The sequence below is a fragment of the Methylosinus sp. KRF6 genome (assembly GCF_018887255.1).
Lineage (GTDB): Bacteria > Pseudomonadota > Alphaproteobacteria > Rhizobiales > Beijerinckiaceae > Methylosinus > Methylosinus sporium.
Map to the genome: position 1 here is coordinate 2580472 of NZ_JAHLJF010000001.1, position 17352 is coordinate 2597823.

Annotated in this window: 17 protein-coding genes; 6 read left to right on the top strand and 11 right to left on the bottom strand. The window is 66.0% G+C overall.

Annotated elements, in window-relative coordinates:
* Positions 1-62: 62 nt before the first annotated feature.
* The 3 genes from KP010_RS12445 to KP010_RS12455 all read right to left on the bottom strand — a co-directional run bounded on the left by KP010_RS12445 (position 63) and on the right by KP010_RS12455 (position 2999).
* Positions 63-1352: a capsule biosynthesis protein gene (locus KP010_RS12445; protein WP_142861568.1), complete on the bottom strand. Its 1290-nt coding sequence runs from the start codon at positions 1350-1352 to the stop codon at positions 63-65.
* Between the two features lie 76 nt (positions 1353-1428).
* Complete coding sequence (locus tag KP010_RS12450; RefSeq protein ID WP_142861569.1) at positions 1429-2463, bottom strand: hypothetical protein; 1035 nt, start codon at positions 2461-2463, stop codon at positions 1429-1431.
* A gap of 281 nt (positions 2464-2744) precedes the next feature.
* Positions 2745-2999 (bottom strand): hypothetical protein, encoded by a 255-nt coding sequence (locus tag KP010_RS12455; RefSeq protein ID WP_108917194.1) that lies wholly within the window; start codon positions 2997-2999, stop codon positions 2745-2747.
* Between the two features lie 376 nt (positions 3000-3375).
* Between KP010_RS12455 and phaR the strand changes: the two genes are divergently transcribed.
* Positions 3376-3987: a polyhydroxyalkanoate synthesis repressor PhaR gene (phaR, locus tag KP010_RS12460; RefSeq protein WP_108917227.1), complete on the top strand. Its 612-nt coding sequence runs from the start codon at positions 3376-3378 to the stop codon at positions 3985-3987.
* 64 nt (positions 3988-4051) lie between these two features.
* On the opposite strand, the gene KP010_RS12465 is transcribed toward phaR, so the two are convergent.
* The 3 genes from KP010_RS12465 to gloB form a co-directional block, all read right to left on the bottom strand.
* Positions 4052-5896: a bifunctional diguanylate cyclase/phosphodiesterase gene (locus KP010_RS12465; protein ID WP_246659681.1), complete on the bottom strand. Its 1845-nt coding sequence runs from the start codon at positions 5894-5896 to the stop codon at positions 4052-4054.
* Between the two features lie 118 nt (positions 5897-6014).
* On the bottom strand, positions 6015-6470 hold the full coding sequence (locus tag KP010_RS12470) for a cupin domain-containing protein (protein WP_142861570.1): 456 nt from the start codon (positions 6468-6470) through the stop codon (positions 6015-6017).
* Positions 6467-7240 (bottom strand): hydroxyacylglutathione hydrolase, encoded by a 774-nt coding sequence (gloB, locus tag KP010_RS12475; RefSeq protein ID WP_142861571.1) that lies wholly within the window; start codon positions 7238-7240, stop codon positions 6467-6469. Before gloB ends, KP010_RS12470 begins: the two co-directional genes overlap by 4 nt.
* Before the next feature lie 101 nt (positions 7241-7341).
* Here gloB and KP010_RS12480 point away from each other — a divergent pair, with 101 nt between their 5' ends.
* Complete coding sequence (locus tag KP010_RS12480; RefSeq protein WP_108917190.1) at positions 7342-8100, top strand: class I SAM-dependent methyltransferase; 759 nt, start codon at positions 7342-7344, stop codon at positions 8098-8100.
* Positions 8101-8107: 7 nt separating this feature from the next.
* Here the strand turns inward: KP010_RS12480 and KP010_RS12485 are convergent, their stop codons facing one another.
* From KP010_RS12485 to KP010_RS12495, 3 genes are all read right to left on the bottom strand, one after another.
* Entirely contained in the window at positions 8108-8800 is a 693-nt protein-coding gene (locus KP010_RS12485; RefSeq protein WP_142861572.1) for an alpha/beta hydrolase, read from the bottom strand.
* Positions 8801-8841: 41 nt separating this feature from the next.
* Positions 8842-9750 carry a hypothetical protein gene (locus tag KP010_RS12490; RefSeq protein ID WP_142861573.1) on the bottom strand — a complete coding sequence of 303 codons (909 nt, stop codon included), beginning with the start codon at positions 9748-9750 and terminating at the stop codon, positions 8842-8844.
* 137 nt (positions 9751-9887) lie between these two features.
* Complete coding sequence (locus tag KP010_RS12495; protein ID WP_142861574.1) at positions 9888-10904, bottom strand: outer membrane protein; 1017 nt, start codon at positions 10902-10904, stop codon at positions 9888-9890.
* 302 nt (positions 10905-11206) lie between these two features.
* On the opposite strand from KP010_RS12495, the gene KP010_RS12500 reads away from it, so the two are divergent.
* Positions 11207-12484, top strand: coding sequence for a cystathionine gamma-synthase family protein (locus KP010_RS12500; RefSeq protein WP_142861575.1), 1278 nt, complete (start codon positions 11207-11209; stop codon positions 12482-12484).
* Here the strand turns inward: KP010_RS12500 and KP010_RS12505 are convergent.
* Positions 12469-12738: a hypothetical protein gene (locus KP010_RS12505; RefSeq protein WP_108917186.1), complete on the bottom strand. Its 270-nt coding sequence runs from the start codon at positions 12736-12738 to the stop codon at positions 12469-12471. The two genes, KP010_RS12500 and KP010_RS12505, sit on opposite strands and share 16 nt — an antisense overlap.
* Positions 12739-12946: 208 nt before the next feature.
* On the opposite strand from KP010_RS12505, the gene KP010_RS12510 reads away from it, so the two are divergent.
* The 3 genes from KP010_RS12510 to KP010_RS23080 are packed head-to-tail and all read left to right on the top strand — an operon-like array spanning position 12947 to position 15243.
* The gene (locus KP010_RS12510; protein ID WP_142861589.1) at positions 12947-13294 is read left to right on the top strand and encodes an antibiotic biosynthesis monooxygenase; all 348 of its coding nucleotides are present in this window, start codon (positions 12947-12949) and stop codon (positions 13292-13294) included.
* Positions 13291-14559, top strand: a complete 1269-nt coding sequence (locus KP010_RS12515) for a DUF2325 domain-containing protein (protein WP_142861576.1) — start codon at positions 13291-13293, stop codon at positions 14557-14559. The genes KP010_RS12510 and KP010_RS12515 overlap by 4 nt, the downstream gene beginning before the upstream one ends.
* A gap of 9 nt (positions 14560-14568) precedes the next feature.
* The gene (locus tag KP010_RS23080; protein ID WP_142861577.1) at positions 14569-15243 is read left to right on the top strand and encodes a 4'-phosphopantetheinyl transferase superfamily protein; all 675 of its coding nucleotides are present in this window, start codon (positions 14569-14571) and stop codon (positions 15241-15243) included.
* Here the strand turns inward: KP010_RS23080 and KP010_RS12525 are convergent.
* A complete protein-coding gene (locus KP010_RS12525) occupies positions 15240-17261 on the bottom strand; it encodes a thioredoxin domain-containing protein (RefSeq protein WP_142861578.1) in 2022 nt (673 codons plus the stop codon). The two genes, KP010_RS23080 and KP010_RS12525, sit on opposite strands and share 4 nt — an antisense overlap.
* Positions 17262-17352 lie beyond the last annotated feature (91 nt).

Below are 17352 nucleotides of genomic sequence, written 5' to 3' on the forward strand. Positions count from 1 at the left end.
AATCCGCCGCCGGGTAAAGCCTTTTGTGGCGCTGGCCGCCGCGGCGTCGCCGGGCCTTCCGCTCAGAGCCGGTGGTCCTCGATCGTCGCGAGAAGCAGGACGAAAATGCTCCACACGACGGCGAAGGCGAGAAAGATCAGCACCGGATAGGTCACCCGGTGCGGATAGCGCGCGATCTCCGGCTCCGCGGGCGGGACGAAGACGGTGAGATAGATGCTCTGCCGGTTGGCGCGCAACAGCGCGCGGTCGTGATCGGCCTTGGAGAGCGCGTAGAAGCGTTCGGCGAGCGCCTTGCGAACTTCGAGCTCCTCGAATTTCGCCAGAATCCCGGACATTGTAGAGCTCGACGGGCTCTTCCCGTCGCTGGAGGTCAGGCGTCCCTTCAGCTCCTTGATCTGCTTTTCGGCCGATTCGAGCTGCTCGCGCAGGACGCGCACCGTCGGCGCGTCCGCCGACAATTCATGGCCGGCGACGAACAGCTCGCCTTCGAGCTTGATCTTCTGCGCGACCAGCGGCGCCAGCAGCGCGACGATCTCGCCGCCTGTCAGGCTCGGATCGATCACGCCGAACTCGTCGCGGAACTTGTGCAGATCGGCCAGCGCCGCCTGAACCGATTCGAAAGCGCGGCGCACATCCTTTTCCGCCATTGCGGTGGCGTCCCGCCGCGCGCGTTCGGAGATGCGATTGACCAGCGATTCACTCGCCGCGACGATCGCCGAAGCGAGCGCGAGTGCGTCGCCCTTGCGGAAGGCGCGGACCTTGACGGTGACGAGGCTGGAATTGGCGTCGACCGTGGTCTCGACCATGGATTGCCAATAGTCGGTCAGCGCGTCGATCGTGGCGTCGCGGCGCAGGCGCGCCCAGAAATCGGCTTCCGGCCGGCGATAGATCGCGCGCAGATCGAGCTTGGACGACACATCCGTGACGATCGCCCTGCTGCGGATATAGCTCGTCACGATATAGGCGTTCTGGCCGGAGGGGGTGAAGGTGAAGGCGGCCGATTCCCCCTTGGGCGTCGCCATCGCCTCCATTTCTATGGCGCGCACCGCAAAACGGGTCTCGACCATGAATTGTTCGGCGGCGAAAAAGGCGAAGTAGACCGCCCCCGCGAAGGAAGGGACGATCACGAAGGCGATGAAGCTCAGCCAGAGCGGCGGAATGCGCGTGCGGCTCTCCAGCGCGCGATTGGCCTCGGTCGCGATCCGCTCGACACGGCCCGCGAGCTGACGCGCGGCCTCTGGCGCATGGGCGAGCGGCCGCAGCCATGCGGCCGGAACCAGCGAGCGCGAGGATCTCTCCTCGGCGCGCAGGCGAAGGCGGTCCTCCTCGAGCGGCGGCTTGGTCTCGATCATCGGCGCCGGCCGGGAATTCGCGGCGAAGGCGGACCGCAGAGGCGCGCCGGAGTTGCCGCAGCCTGTCGATTTTTCGTCAAATGGCCTCCTCGATCGCCGTCTTGGCGGTGTGGTAGATTTCGAGGTCCTGCTCGAGCAGCAGCTCGACTTCCGGCAGAAGGCGCAGCTCCCGCGCCAAGTCGCCGACGGCGGCGAAATGGGGAAGCGTCGGCAGCGTCGCCGGTTCTATGTCCAGCAGGGCTTCCACCTCCTCGAGAAAACGGTCCTGGCTGTCGCGCAGACCCACAACCGAAAAGCTCGCGAGCGCGGCGAGCGCCTTGGCGACGCCGTTTTTGGGCGGCGGCTCTTCCAGCGAGTCGGAGGAGAGCTGCCGCGTCAGCGGATTGGCGAAGACGCCGATGACGTCGCGCGGCATGGCGTCGAAGGCGCGGCGCAGCCCGCTGCCGTCGGGCTCGATCTGCTGCGCGAATTCGATCGCCCGCTGATAGGAGATCATGTCTCTCGCCCCGAGCAATTCGTCGCCGAACCGCGAGACATGCTTCAAGGTCAGCAGACGCTCGGCGAGCTCGAGATAGGGGTCGTGCAGCAAGACGATGGTCTTGAACTTGTCGTGAATATGATTGGAATAGCCGGCGAAAGTCAGCCGGCCGCTCACATAGAGCGAGGAGACGTTCTCGAGCATGAAGACTTGCTGCGCGGTCTCGCGTCCGTGCCGCTCCACGCCTTTGTGGAAGAACTGAAACTTGTGCTCCACCTTCTCGTCCAGCCGCCACAGCGGGAAGAGATGCGTCTCCAGCCGAAAGACCCGCCGATGCGTGACCTCCGAGCCGTTGCGCCGCCGGTAGATCAAGATGCCGGATTCGGCCTCGCGAATCTCGAGGCTCTGATTCGACACGAGATCGGGGACGATCGAGCTGTCGACGGTGAAGCCGCAAAGACCCGTCGCGTGCCGGCCGGCCGCCACCAGAGACGGGCGCGCCTCGCGGCAGAGCAGTTCCGCGATCTCGGCGCCGCCCTGAATGATGCGAAGCGTCGGCGAGATAGAATAATCATCCGGAACGACATAGCCGACGATCTGGTCGCCACGGTCGGCTTCTATGTTGAACAACATGAGCCCAATTCCGTTTTCGGCCCGTCTCGCTCTCGCCAGCGTCCGTGCGGGCGCCGCACAGGCGTCGGCCCCGCTCGGCGAATCGGCCGCCATTCGCGTCGCCCTCGCGCGCTGTTTCGCACATGGGCGGGGCCGTCTCAAGCGAGGGGCTCGAAGCCGCGCCTCGCCTCTCTTACCTTATTGCCGCGCTGCGGGAAACGGCGCGCTGCGCCGCGGCGAAAAATCGCGAATTCGCCCTGTTTCTGTCGGATTTCCGTCGTCGTCGCCGGATCCGCGCGTCATCACCAGCCGCGGCCCCAATAATAGCCCCGCGGGCCGAAGCCATAGGGATAGTCGTAGCGGGCCGCGCGCCGGTCGGCCGAACGATCGAGATCAACCTGCAGCAGGCATTTCGAAAACGGGTCCGATCCGGGTCGGAAGCCATAGCTTCGGCAGCGGGCCTCGTCGGCGGCGCGCTGCTCGGCCAGATTCGTGGTGTTGCAGGCCCCGACGAGGAGCGCCGCGGCCGCCGCCAGCAGCAGCTTCGTGATCGGCATATCGTCCTCCTGTCGCGCTCGGGCTCGCGCCGGAGCGTTCGATCCCGGGGCGCTCGATCCCGGGGCGCTCGATCCCGGGCGTTCGGCGAATAATGTCGCCAATATAGCCGAGGCCGCGTCGCCGAGCGAGAGGCGGTTGCCTCAAAAACGGCTCTCGGCGCGCGCAAACCGCCTTTTCGCGACGAATTTATTGCGGGATGCGGGCGGTTGCGGCTATCGTTCGGGGGAGAGCTGCGGTCGCTCTGCGCGTCGCGGGACGAAAAGCGAGGATATTTTGCTACGCACGCCGAAATATGAGAAAGGAGCCGGCGCTCAGCTCGCCGGAACCGAGAAGATCGTGGCGGCGCGCCAGGACGACGGAGGCGGCGGGCGGAACATGGCCACCGAGAAAAAGCCGACGACGATCAAGAAATACGCCAATCGCCGTCTCTACGACACCGGCACGAGCACTTATGTCACGCTCGAGGATCTTGCCGCCATGGTCAAGCGCGGCGAGGATTTCGTCGTCTGCGACGCCAAGACGGGGGAGGACATCACCCGCCCCGTGCTGACGCAGATCATCTTCGAGCAGGAGAGCAAGGACGGGCAGAGCCTGCTGCCCATCGCCTTCCTGCGCCAGCTCATCCGCTTCTATGGCGATTCGATGCAAATGCTGGTGCCGAGCTATCTCGAGTTCAGCATCGACCGACTGACCCGCGATCAGCAGAAATTTCGCGATCAGGTCTCGCAGGCGCTGGAAGGTGCGCCTTTCGGCGAGCCGACGCGCCAGGCTTTTCAGTCGCTCGAGGAGCAGGCGCGCAAGAATATGGCGGTGTTCCGCCATGCGCTGACCATGTTCAACCCCTTCGGCCTGCCGGCCGAGCCGCCCGCCGCCTCCGCCGAGGCGGCAGTTGCCCCCGCCGAGCCGCCGCGATCCGATCTCGACGAGATGAAGCGTCAGCTCGACGAGCTGAACAAGCGCATCGACCAATTGTCGAGCAAGAGCTGACAGGGCGTCCTCGCCGCCCTGCGCGAAGGCTTCGCGCCGAAGACAATTCGGCGTGGATGCGCGCTCAGGCGCGCCGGGCGAGATCGAGCGTCTCGCCCGGCGCCGAGGCCATCATGGCGGAGCCGAACAGCGAGCCCTGGAAAAAGTCGACGCCCCAGCCGCGCAGCAGCCGCGCGGTCGCTTCGTCCTCCACCCATTCCGCGACGATCTTCAGGCCGAGATGTTTGGCGAGATCGGTGAGCGTGCGCACGAAGAAGCGATCATCTTCCGATTTGATGATGTTCTGAATGAAGACGCCGTCGATCTTGACGAAGTCGAAGTCGAGCAGACGCAGATTGCGGAAGGATGTGTGCCCGGCGCCGAAATCGTCCATGGCGAATTTGATGCCGAGGCGCTTGCAATCGCAGATCAGTTGCCGCGTCTTGTCGAAATCGTCGATCAGCGTCGTCTCGGTGATTTCGATCGTGAGGCGATCGGCGACGCCGGCGTAGACATGCGTGGCGTTGGCGAGCCAGTCCGGCCATTCCGGGTCGTGCAGCGTGGCGACGGAAGCGTTCACCGAAATGCGTAGCGACGGATCGGCGCGCAGGCGCGCCAGCGCCAGCTCCAGAACGCGCTGGTCCAGCAGCCGGACGAGGCCGGATTTCTCGGCGATCGGCAGAATGTCGCCGGGGACGACGATGGCGCCGTCGGCGAGCCGCACGCGCAGCAGCGCTTCATAAAAGGCCGTGTCGCCTGTTTGCGCGTCGACGATGGGCTGAAAGGCGAGCTCGACGCGGCGCTCGTTGAGCGCGGAGACGACGCTGTCGGAAATTTGGAGCGCGTGCAGCCGTCCATTGTCGCGCGCGAGCGAAGTGGCGTAGCAGACGAGCCGCTGAGCATTGCGCTGGCGCGCGGCGTCGAGCGCTTCTTCCGCGTGCTGGAACAGAACGGCGGGCGATCTGCCGTCGCGCGGCGCGACGACGGCGCCGATGCGCGCCGAGACGGAGACCACGCCGATCTCGGTCGCGAAAGGCGAATGCGCGATGACCTCGATGAGCCGCTGGCCGCTCGCTTTGGCCTGCTCCACGTCGCAATTCTCGAGCAGCACGGCGAATTTATTGCCGGCGTAGCGCGCCACGAGATCATTGACGCGGACATTGGCGCGCAAGCGCGTGGCGAGGCCGACGATGATCTCGTCGCCGGCGTCATATCCGTAGGTGCGGTTGAGCGCGAAAAGGTTTTCGAGCGCGACCAGCAATATTGTGAAAGGCTTGCGCGTCTTCTCGGGCTGTCCGAGCAGGCGCAGCGAATGTTCGGCGAGCAGAGCTCGGCTCATCGCGCCGGTGAGCGCGTCGAATTGCGCGCTGCGGGTGAGCCGGCGCTCCATCTCATGGCGCTCGGTGATGACGCGAACGACGCCATGGGCGCGGCTCGGACGGCCGTCGCGGCCGGCGAACCATTTGCCGCAATCCTCGATCCACACGAGAGAGCCGCCGCCGGTCTCGCGCGGCGGCGCGAGGGCGTAGATCGCATTGTACAACACGCCGTGTCCGTCGTCGCGGCCGGCGCTGGTGACGATGGCGTCGAAGCGCGACGTCGCGCTCTGCGCGCCGAGCCGCTCGCCATAGGCGCGCCCGGTCGATAGATCGACGTCCGCGAAAGTCGCGAGCACCTCGCGGAGATTTTCGCCCCAGCTCAGCCGATCGGTCGCTATGTCCCACTCATAGGCGAGCATGCCGATCGAGGCCGTGACGCTGCGGAGATCGGGGCCCGCCGGCGGTTGCTGCTCCGGCGCGGCGAGCGCTGCGGAGGGGGAGGAGGCCGGCTCCTGCAATCCCGTGGAAACCGCCTTGTCGGCGAGATGGCGCAATTGCATCGGCTGGGCCTGATCGTAGGAATGCGGATGACGCAGAGTATTGGGGCCCAAAAGTAAACGGGTCGTTTAGCGGGGGCGCGCAGGTCGCGCGCTTTGCGCGGGTCCGGACCCGGCCCGCGCGGAAAAACGCCGATTTCGGATCGGCGCGAGCGGAATCGGCGGGATGCGCCTATTCTGCGCCGGTAGGGGAAAAATCCACCGGCGCGAGCTCGAAGCGGGAGAATTCGAAGCCCGGCGCGACGGTGCAGCCCACCAGCGTCCAGGCGCCGAGGCTGCGCGCGCTCTGCCAATGGCCGGCCGGCACGATGATCTGCGGACGTTCGCCCTGCGACAGTCGCGCGCCGAGGATCTGCCGCGCGCTCGTCTCGCCGTTCGTCGAAATCTCGATGGCGAGCGGCGCCCCGGCGTAGAAATGCCAGATTTCCGCCGCGTCGACCCGATGCCAGGCGGAGACCTCGCCGGCGCCGAGCAGATAATAGATCGCCGTCGAGGCGGCTCGGCCGTCCTTCGTCGCGCGCACATCGCGAAAGGTTTCGCGATAGAAGCCGCCTTCGGGATGCGGCGCGAGGGAGAGCAGCCGCGCGATCTCCGCCGCCGAGGGCGGGGCGCTCGAGTCCGTGGTCATCGGAACACATTCTTCCTTTCGCGCATTTGCGCGAAGACATGGACGGGATCGTCCGTCTCCATGCCGAGCGCCTGCCGCAGCTGCGGGTCTTCCGCGCGCAAAAATGGATTGGTGGCGAGCTCGAGCGCGATCGTCGTCGGCAGAGTGGGCAGTCCCTCGGCGCGCAGCGCGTCGACCTCGCGGGCGCGCTCGGCGAGCAGAAGATTGCGCGGGTCGACGGTCAGCGCGAAACGCGCATTGGCCTGCGTATATTCATGGCCGCAATAGACGCGCGTCTCGGGCGGCAATTCGGCGATCTTCTCCAGCGAGGCGAGCATGACGTCCATCGGCGTCTCGAACACGCGGCCGCAGCCCAGAGAAAACAGCACGTCGCCGACGAAGAGAATCTCGTCTTCGGCGAAGTGATAGAGAATATGTCCGGTCGTATGGCCCGGCGCCTCCATGACCCGCGCCGTCGCCGAGCCGACAGCGACGAGGTCGCCCTCGCCGACCTCGAGATCGAGGTGGGGAAGGCGTCCGCGATCCTTGCGCGGGCCGACGACGCGCGCCTGCGGATAGAGTTTTTTCAGCCCCGCCACGCCTTGAATATGGTCGGCGTGATGATGGGTGATCAGAATATCGGTGAGCAGCCAGCCGCGCCGCGACAATTCGCCCGCGATGGCGCGCGCGTCCGGCGCGTCGATGGAGGCGACGGCGCCGGTCGCCTCGTCCCGCAGCAGCAGGCCGAAATTATCGGCCAGGCAAATGAATTGAACGACCTCCACGCTCATTGCGCCGCTCCTGTCGCAACCCGCGGCGCGCCGCTCTCCGGTCGCGGCCGCGGCCGTTTCGCACGCTTGCGTCGCGCCGAAGATATTGCGAAAAAGTAGATATGTCTCTCGACGTCGTCGACCTGCGGAATTTTTACGGTTCGCCGCTCGGCCAGGTGGCGCGGCGCCTCGTCGGACGCATGGCGCGGAGCCGCTGGGAGGATCATTCCGGCCTGCGCGTGCTCGGGATCGGCTACGCCACGCCCTATCTCGTCGATTTTCAGGAGCGGGCGCAGCGTGTGCTCGCCTTCATGCCGGCGGCTCAGGGCGTCGTCCATTGGCCGAACGGCGGCCGCTCCGCCTCCTCGCTGGTCGAGACCACGATGATGCCGCTGCCCGACGCCAGCATCGACCGCGTCCTGGTCGTCCATGCGCTCGAGGTCGGCGAATCGCCGCGCGACATTTTGGAGGAAATTTGGCGCATCCTCGCGCCGGGCGGGCGGGTGATCGTCGTCGTTCCCAGCCGTTCCGGCCTGTGGGCGCGGGTGGACACGACGCCTTTCGGCCATGGCCACCCCTATTCGCGCGGCCAGCTGCAGAGCCTGCTGCAGGAGACGCTGCTGCTTCCCGTCTTTTGGGGCGAGGCGCTCTATGTTCCGCCCTTCGCCCGCGCCTCGCTGCTGCGCTCGGCTCCGGCCTTCGAGCGGATCGCCGGCCGCTTCTCGCTGCCGGGCGGGGGCGTTCACATCGTCGAGGCGACCAAGCAGCTCTATCGGCCGGCGGGCTTGCGCCGCGCCGTGCGCCGCGCATTGCCGCCGCTCGACGAAGTGCTCGCGCCCGTGGGGGCGGGGGCCGGCCGCGACGGCGCCCCGGCGCTCTGAGCGCGGCTCAGCGGGCTCCGCGGCCGAATTCCACCGGAACGCCGAAGCTTCTCGCCAGAAACAGCCCGCCATGCAGCAGGCCGGCATTGTCTATGCCATGGTCGAGTCCGGCGGAGAGATGCCATTGAGTCGGCACATCGGCCTTGGCCAGCGCATTGGCGGAGAGCAGCAGCGCATCGGCCGGGATCATCGAATCCTCTTCCCCATGGACGAGCAGCACCGGCGGCGGCTTGGTCCCGAATTGCGGCGGTATCTCCGCCGGCTCGCTTCCCGCGACCAGAATGCCCGAATAGCCGAGAATGGCCGCCGGAGCCCGGCGCAGCCGCAGGCCCACATGGAGCGCCAGCATCGTCCCCTGGCTGAAGCCGACCAGCGCCAATTTGCTCTCGTCGAGGTCGTTCTTGGCCAATTCCTCGGCGAGGAAGCTCTCGAGCAGCGGCCGCGTCGCCACCACGCCGCGCCAGCGCTCGCCGGGATCGCGCATGGTCAGCGGAAACCATTGCCGCCCGGCGGGGGAGAGCGCGCAGCGCTCCGGCGCGTGAGGAGAGACGAAAGCCGCATCCGGCAGGAAGGAGCGCCATTGCCGGCCGATCTCGATGAGATCATTGCCGTCCGCGCCATAGCCGTGGAGGAAGACGACGAGCTGCTTGGCCTTGCCGGCTTTCGGCTGAATTCGGGGGCCGTCGATCTGGGACGCCATGTCGGATCTCGCAATTCTCGAGGATGCGGCCAGAGCGGCCGCTATCCGCCGTTCAAAACGGCCGCGACGCCGGCGATCAGCATCGCCACGCCCAGCCACTCCCGCGCTCCGGTTCTCTGCGCGAACATGCGGCGCGAGACCATTTGCGCGAACAAGACTTCGATCAGCGCCAGCGTGCGCACGCGCGGCGCGGTCTCGAGGGCGAAGGCCAGGAACCAGAACAGCGTCGCCAAGGCGCCGAGCAGCCCCGCGGACAGGGATTCTCGCCATTGGGCGAGGATGGCGGCGAGGCCCCCACGGTCGAAGACGCCCAGATAGAGCAAGATCAGCGCCGTTTGCAAGACGAGGCCGAGAAGGAGCTCGGTCGCGGCCGCGACGACGAAAGAGGCGCCGCCGAGCCTGAGCACGCCCTCGCGGTATAAAATAGTGGAGCCGCCGAACAGCGCGGCCGAGGCGAGGCCGTAGAAAATCGGCCGCCAGCTCGCGTCACGCAGCGCCGCGGCGGGATCGGGCAGCGATAGGGCCATGACGCCGAATGTCGCGCAGACGACGCCGAACGCGAGCGCCGGCGTCGCGCTCTCGCCGAGAAAAACGAGTCCGAAGACGACGATCTGCACCGCCTCTGTCTTGAGCAGCGCCGTGACGATGACGAAAGAGCGCTGCTTCATGGAGACGAGCATCAGCGCCGTCGCGGCGATCTGCAATGTCGCCGCCGCCGCTATGAGCAGCGATATGCGTGCGTCAGGAACGGGCGGCGCCACATTCGTGATCGCGCAGGCGGCGGCGAGAACGAGAAAGGCGAAAGGACAGCCGAAGAGAAAGCGCACGAAGGTCGCGCCTGCGGCGCCGAGCCGATCGGTGAGATCGCGCTGCAGCGCATTGCGCAGCGTCTGTCCGCCGGCGGCGGTCAGCGTGAAAACGGCCCAGGCCCAGGCGGGAGCAAAGATCATTTGCGGCGGAGCTTTCGTTGCGTCGCGTCATTTCTAGCGCGAACGGCTCCGAAATATCCATGCCGAAAGCGGCGCCGAAAGCGAAAAGCCCGGCCGTCACGGCCGGGCTGTCGCGATCTGGCGGCGCGAATAGAAGATCAATATCTGGCGACGACCGGAACCGGCGGCGCCGAAACGAAGTGATAGTTGATGCCGACGCGCGCGATATGGCCGTCGAATTTGACGCGCGTGATGCCTTGGTTGATCGAGGTGAGCAGCGGCGAGGTGAAGCCGAGCACCGTCACCTGCGGGCCGACCGCGGCGAGCGGGCCGTTCTGGAAACGAACCGTGCCGAGATCATAATAGAGATATTCCGCCTTGAAGCTCAGATTCGGAGCGAACAGCCATTCGATGCCGCCGCCGACGGTCCAGCCGATGCGCGATTCGTTGTAGCGCCCGACGCCGCCGATCGATCCGTAGGGCACGCTGAGGCCGAACACCTGCGCGCCGAGGATGGTCGCGGAAAGGTTGTTGTTGATGAAGAGCGACTGATGCGTCGTCGCCTGCGCGCCGCCATAAGCGAGACCGCCGGTGGCGTAGATCAGGAAGGACGGTCCCCAGATATAGCCCAGGCGGCCGCGAACCGTGCCGAGCCAATCGGTGCGCGACGTCACGGTCGTCGTGCCGGCGGCGGAGCGGTCGAGAGCGAGACCGAACGGCCCGACGGCGACATTGAAGGCGTTCCAATTGGCGGCGCCGGTGAAGCTGTTCTCGCTGCGAATGCCGGTGCCCTGCAAATCGGCTTCGAGACCGACGAGGAAGTGATTGCCGAATTGATAATTGTAGCCGACCTGGCCGCCGCCGATGAAGCCGTTGCGTTGCGCGTTCACGGTTCCGCTCGCGGCCAGAGCCGCAGCGCCGGCGCCGGGATCGATGACGAAGGGAAGCAGACCGTTGTTCCCGAAAGTGTCATAGAGATTCACCGTGCCGACGTCGATATTGTTCGACGCGCCCCAGGAATAGCCGGCGTTCAGACCGATATAGAATCCGGTCCATATGGGCGGCGGAGGCGGCGGAGGAAGGATCGGAGCCTTGAGGGCGGGGAGATCCGCGGCGAGCGCCGCTCCAGCGGAGAGAGCCAGTGCAATCGCGGTGGCTGAGAATAACTTCTTCATCGAGGAATCCTTTTTCAACAAAGTGTGTCACCGCATGGCCCGCGCGCTGTCGCTGTCCGCTTCGGCGTGGTTGATGCGGCTATTGAAATGCTAAGTCTCACGCTGAGATTCGGTCAACGACGGTGAACCGCAACGGTGCGAAATGTCGTCGAATTTCTGTGACTGTGACGCACATGCGACCTTAGCGAAAAAAGCTACGTATTCATTTGTGTGGACGACTGCCGGAACCATGCGCGCGACGTGAAATCATATTCGCGATGGAAAGCATTTCATGCGCGCCGGGTCGATGAGAGGGACAGATCATGAGCAGCGAACGCTATCACAAGACACGCATCGGCGAGCATCGTCTCCATGCCGAGACATTGATGCTCGGCTATGGCTACGATCCCGCTCTCTCCGAAGGTTCGGTGAAGCCTCCGGTGTTTCTCACCTCGACATTCGCTTTTCGCACGGCGGAAGAAGGGCGTGATTATTTCGACTATATCGCCGGGCGCAGCGCGCCGGCGCGCAACGAGCCGCCGGGACTCGTCTATTCGCGCTTCAATCATCCCAATCTCGAGATTCTCGAAGATCGTCTCGCCGTGCATGAGAACGCCGAAGCGGGGCTGGTGTTCTCATCCGGCATGTCGGCGATCGTCACCACGATCCTCGCTCACGCGCGGCCCGGCGACGTGATATTGCACAGCCGTCCGCTCTATGGCGGAACGGAAGTGCTGATCGGCCGCACGCTCGCGCCTTTCGATATGAGAAGCGTCGGCTTCGTGGACGGATTGAACGAAGACGTCGTGCGCGACGCCGCCGAGCGCGCGATGGCCATGGGCAATGTCGCCATCGTCTTCGTCGAGACGCCGTCCAATCCGATGAACAGTCTCGTCGACATCGCCATGGTGGCGCGGATCGCGCGTGAGATCGGCGCGCGCCAGGGGCGTTGCCCGATCCTGTGCTGCGACAACACATTGCTCGGACCGGTGTTTCAATCGCCGCTCGAGCATGGCGCCGATCTCTCGCTCTACTCGCTCACCAAATATGTCGGCGGCCACAGCGATCTCATCGGCGGCGCGGTCATTGGAGCCCATGCGGCGCTCGCGCCCATCCGCGCCATGCGCAACGCCATCGGCACGCAGCTCGATCCGCATTCCTGCTGGATGCTGGCGCGCTCGCTGGAGACATTGTCGCTGCGGATGCGCCGCGCTGCGAGCAATGCGGCGATCGTCGCCGACTATCTCTGCGCGCATTCGAAAGTCGCGCGCGTGCATTATCCGCCGCTGCTGCCGCCGGACCATCCGGCGCGGGCGCTCATGCAGCGGCAGTCGAGCTCTGCGGGCTCCACCTTCTCTTTCGACGTCGAGGGCGGCGAGACGGAAGCCTTCGCCTTCTTGAACAGACTACAGATATTCAAGCTCGCGGTCAGTCTCGGCGGCACGGAATCGCTCGTCTGCCATCCCGCCACCACTGTGCATTCGGGGCTCGCCGAGACGGCGCGACGCGAGATCGGCATCACGCCCGCGCTGGTGCGCATGTCTATCGGCATAGAGCATCCGGACGATCTCGTCGCCGATATCGCTCAGGCTTTCGCCTGAGCGATACCGCCTCGTCGCATCGGCGTCGCGCGCGCCGTTTCCAGCGCTTCGCGACGCATGACGCGCGCCGCGAAATCCTCGCAGCGTCGGCGCAGGCATTCGTCCGGACATTCGGTCGCATAAAATTCGCTCGCGGCGGCGAGACAGAAGTCCGCGAGAGCGCTCTCGTCGGCGCGCGCGCTCGCCGGCGCGGCGCGCGCCGCCCGCTCCAGCAGCGCGTCGATTTTCCGTTTTTCTCCTTCGATGTCGCACATGGCCGCTCCTTTTCTCCCGTTCTGTCCATGTCGATCATCGCGGCGTTTCGGGCGAGATCGTGGAGCTTTGGCTGGAAAGCTTGCAGAGAGGAGGTTTTTGGAAGTCTTTCAGCGACGCGGGCGCCGGCGGGGCTTGATCGCGACGCGACGCCGCGCCACCATGGCGACCAATCCGGGCCGCCGCGCGGCCGACGAAAAGGGGCTCGACATGTTCATCGCGATGAATCGCTTCAAGGTGGTCAAGGGAGAAGAAAAGGCTTTCGAGCAGATATGGTCGTCGCGCCGCACGCGCCTCGAGGAGATGGAGGGCTTCGTCTCCTTCCATCTGCTGCGCGGGCCGGAGCGCGAGGATCACACGCTCTACGCCTCGCATACGATGTGGGAGACCAAGGCGAGCTTTCTCGCCTGGACGACGTCGCAGCAGTTTCGCGATTCGCACAAGGACGCCGGCAAGAACAAGCCGCTCTATGTCGGCCATCCCGAGTTCGAAGGATTCGATTCCGTGCTCGAGCAGATCAATACGACTCGCGACGCGGCGGCGGAGGCGGCGCTATGAGCGAGCGGCGGCCTCTCGTCTCATTGAGCGTGCTGAAATCCGCCATGGCGAGCGAGGGCTTCGAGCTCGCCCCCCTCGCGCGTCGCGACGCTGGCGCGCGCCGTCGCATATGGGAGATCGTCGGCGCGTCGCACTGCTCCATCGTCGGCACATGCCTGACGATCGCGGAATTGCGCAAGATCGCGCGGCGCACCGGCTTTCTCGGCGATGAAACGCGCTTCAATGATTATCAGGTGCATGGCCTCTTCGTCGAGAAGATGCATGACGAGAATGTCGTCTCGCGTGCGGTGCAGAAGCATCTCGATGCGCGATACGAGGGCGCGATCCGCAAGGCCAAGGCGCTCGACGGCGAGGAGGCGTTGCTCGCCTATTGGGAGAGCGCGATCGACAATGGCTTCGTTCCGGGCGCCTATTGGGCGCTGATCGGCCATCCGCGGCTAACGCCCGGCGTGGAGACGCGCATTTTCGGCGATATTCACATGATGTCGCATTTGAGCGGCGCCGCGCATCGCGGCGACGCCCGCGAGGTGGCCGAAGCGCGCCGCGAGAAGGCCGAGATCGCGCGGCGTCTCGCCAGCGTCATCGCCGAGCGCAATGACGAGCTGACCGTGCTGCGCGACGAGATCGCCCGGCTCGGCGCGGAACTTCGCGAGGCGCGCGCGCTCGCCGCCGAATGCGAGAGCCTGCGACGGGAAATCGACGCATTGCGCGCGGAGGAGAGAAGCGACGAGATGCTGCGCGAGCTCGCCGCGCTCCGCCGCGCTCACGCCGATCTGCGCGAGGATCACGAACGCCTCGAGCGTCGCTACGAGCGGCTGAAGGCGAAAGAGGCGCGTTCCCTTGCGCCGCCGGCGCCGCGCTCTCCGGCGCCGCCGCTCGCTTCGGAGATCGCTGTGGCGGCGGCGCCGATCGCCGACGAGGAACGCGAGGGCGAGACGGATCTGTGCGGCCGTTGCCTGCTCTATGTCGGCGGGCGGCCGCGAACGGTCTGTCGGCTGCAGCGATTCGTGGAGCAACGCAATGGCTCGCTCATTCATCATGACGGCGGCATGGAGGATAGTCGCGCCATGCTGAGCGAGTTGGTGCGGCGCGCCGACGCCGTGTTCTTCCCCGTCGATTGCGTCAGCCATCGCGCTGTCGGCGCGGTGAAGAGCTTGTGCGAGAGCCATGGCATTCCCTATTGTCCATTGCGCAGCGCGAGCGCTTCGGCTTTCGAGAGAGCGATCAAGACGCTCGCCGCGCCGGCGGCGGAGGCGCAGCGATAGGGAGGACGCGTGACGCATCCATCAGCGCATGTCGTGGCGCATTCTTGGGCTCCCGCGGTGAGCGAAGGGCGCATCGAGATCACGCGTCTCGATTTCGATCTCGCCGCGCCTTGGTCCGAGGCGGATTGGGATGCGCTGAGCGCGGAGGAGCGCGAGCGTGCGCTGCGCTTTGTGCGGCATGAGGATCGGTTGCGCATGATCTCGACGCGCGCGGCTCTGCGGCGTCTCCTCGGCGAGAAGCTGGGCGCCGATCCGGCGGCGCTGCGCTTCGACTCCGGGGCTTACGGCAAGCTCGGGCTCGCGGGCGCGGGCCTCTTCTTCAATGTCTCGCATTCCGGCGCATGCGCGCTCATCGCCGTCTCGCGTCATTGGGATGTCGGCGTCGACATAGAGCGCGCCGATCGCAAGATGGATGTCGCGGGTCTCTCCTCCATCGCCTTGACGCGAGAGGAGCGCGAAGGGATCGACGCCGCTGGCTTTTTCGAGCGCTGGGTGGCCAAGGAGGCGGCGCTGAAGGCGCTCGGCCTCGGCATAACGGAGAAGCTGCAGGCATTCTCTGTGTGGCCGGGGCAGGACGATCTCTATGAGCTGCGCCATGCCGAGGCGGAGTGGGGCGATCTTCGCGTGGCGCGTATCACGGCGCCGCCGGGCTATGCGGCGGCGCTCGCGTGGAAGACGCCCTAACGAAGCGCTTTCTCGAGCTCTGTCGCCTCGATGATCGGCAATGAGCAGGTCGCGCCGCGGCAGACATAGGCGGCCGCGCTTCCGTTGATCATTGTCTTGCCGGCGGCCGGATGCGCCGGCGGCAGCTCGGCGCCCGGCGCCACAATGGCGAGCGTGCGGCCGGGCAGGCTCACGCCGTGAACCACGCGCAGCAGCGCGGCCGTGTCTAGCGCCTCGCGCGCTCCGATGATGACGATCTGCAATCCGTCGCGCAAAGTCTCGGCGCCGTTCAGCAGCGTCGAATAGCCGAGCATGCCGCGCCGCACGGCGCTGGCGAAAGCCGCGAGCGTGGATTCGGCGCGGGCGCGATAGCGATCGTCGCCGGTGAGATGATAGAGCTGCGCCAGAACTTGCGTCATCGTCCCATTGCCGGAGGGCAAGGGGGCGTCTTCTGCGATTTTCGAGCGGCGGATCAGCGCTTCGGCGTCGTCGGCGGTGAAGAAATAGCCGCCGGCGCTCGCGTCGCGATAATGCGTCTCGACGAGCTCGATCCAATCGCGTCCGCGCTCGAGAAAGCGCGCTTCGCCGGTCGCCTCATGGAGCGCCAGAGCGGCGCGGGTGAGATCGGCGTAATCGTCCAGCACGGCCATATGCTTCGCGCGGCCGGCGCCATAGGAATGCAGCAGCCTTCCGTCGGTAGTCGTCATTTTCGCGGCGATGAAATCGAAGGCCGCCGTCGCCGCAGCGAGCCAGTCGTTCCGCTCGAAGACCTGCGCGGCGCCGGCTATGGCTGCGATCATCAGCCCGTTCCAATCGGCGAGCGCCTTGTCGTCGCGGCCCGGTCGCACGCGCGCCGCGCGCGCCGCCAATAGCTTCGCGCGATCCAGTGCGAGCGCGGCTTCTTCTTCCGCGGACAGCAGCTCCATCGAATGCAGGCGATTGGGAATGGATTTGCCTTCCCAATTGCCGCCATCCTCTATGTCGTAGACGGCGCGGAACGCCGCGGCGCGCGCGCCGAGAGTGGCGTCGACCTCGGCCGCGGTCCAGACATAGAATTTGCCTTCCTCATGCTCGCTGTCGGCGTCGAGGCTGCTGGCGAAGACGCCTTCCGCGAGGCGCATCTCGCGCAGCGCCCATTCGATCGTCTCCTCTATGCGCGCGGCGTAGAGCGGCTTCTTCTCCTGTTGCCAGACGAGCGTCAGCAGATCGACGAGCTGGGCGTTGTCATAGAGCATTTTCTCGAAATGCGGCGCCAGCCAGCGCTCATCGGTCGAATAGCGCGCGAAGCCGCCCGCGAGATGATCGTAAATGCCGCCCTGGCAAATATGATCGAGCGTCGTCAGCACGGCCTCGCGATAAGAGGCGCGGCCCGTGCGCTTCCATGCGCGCCAGAGAAATTCGAGGCTCGCCGCCTGCGGGAATTTCGGCGCGCCTCCGACGCCGCCATTGACGCGATCGATGTAGCCGTCGAGCTTTTCGGCGATCGTCTCGACGAGATCGGCCGAGATCGGATCCGCCGGCGCGGTCTCGGCGAGACGATTCAGCCCGTCGCCGATCGCCGTCACATTGCGCGTCACCACTTCGGGCTTCTCGCGCCAGAGCTCGGAGATCGCTTTCAGAATATCGGCGAAACCGGGCATTCCATAGCGCGGCTCCGGCGGGAAATAGGTGCCGCCCCAAAAGGGCTCGCCGTCCGGCGTCAGAAACATGGTCAAAGGCCAGCCGCCGCGCCGTCCAGTGAGCTGTAGGGCCTGCTGATAGAGATGGTCTATGTCCGGCCGCTCCTCGCGATCGACCTTCACATTGACGAAATTCTCGTTCATCAGCCCGGCGATCGCCTCGCTCTCGAAGCTCTCGGCCGCCATCACATGGCACCAATGGCAGGCGGCATAGCCGCTGGAGAGCAGGATGGGCTTGCCCTGCGCCTTGGCGAGCGCCAGCGTCTCGGCGGACCAGGCCCGCCAATGGACGGGATTGTCCTTGTGCTGGAGGAGATAGGGGCTCGTCTCCTCGCCGAGGCGGTTGCGGTCTTGCGTCATGCGGTCTCTCCATCGGAGGCCATGCCGCTATTGCACGCGAGGCGCCAGCCCGGATAGGGCGCAAAAGCGACAAAAGCCGCGGCACGCCCTT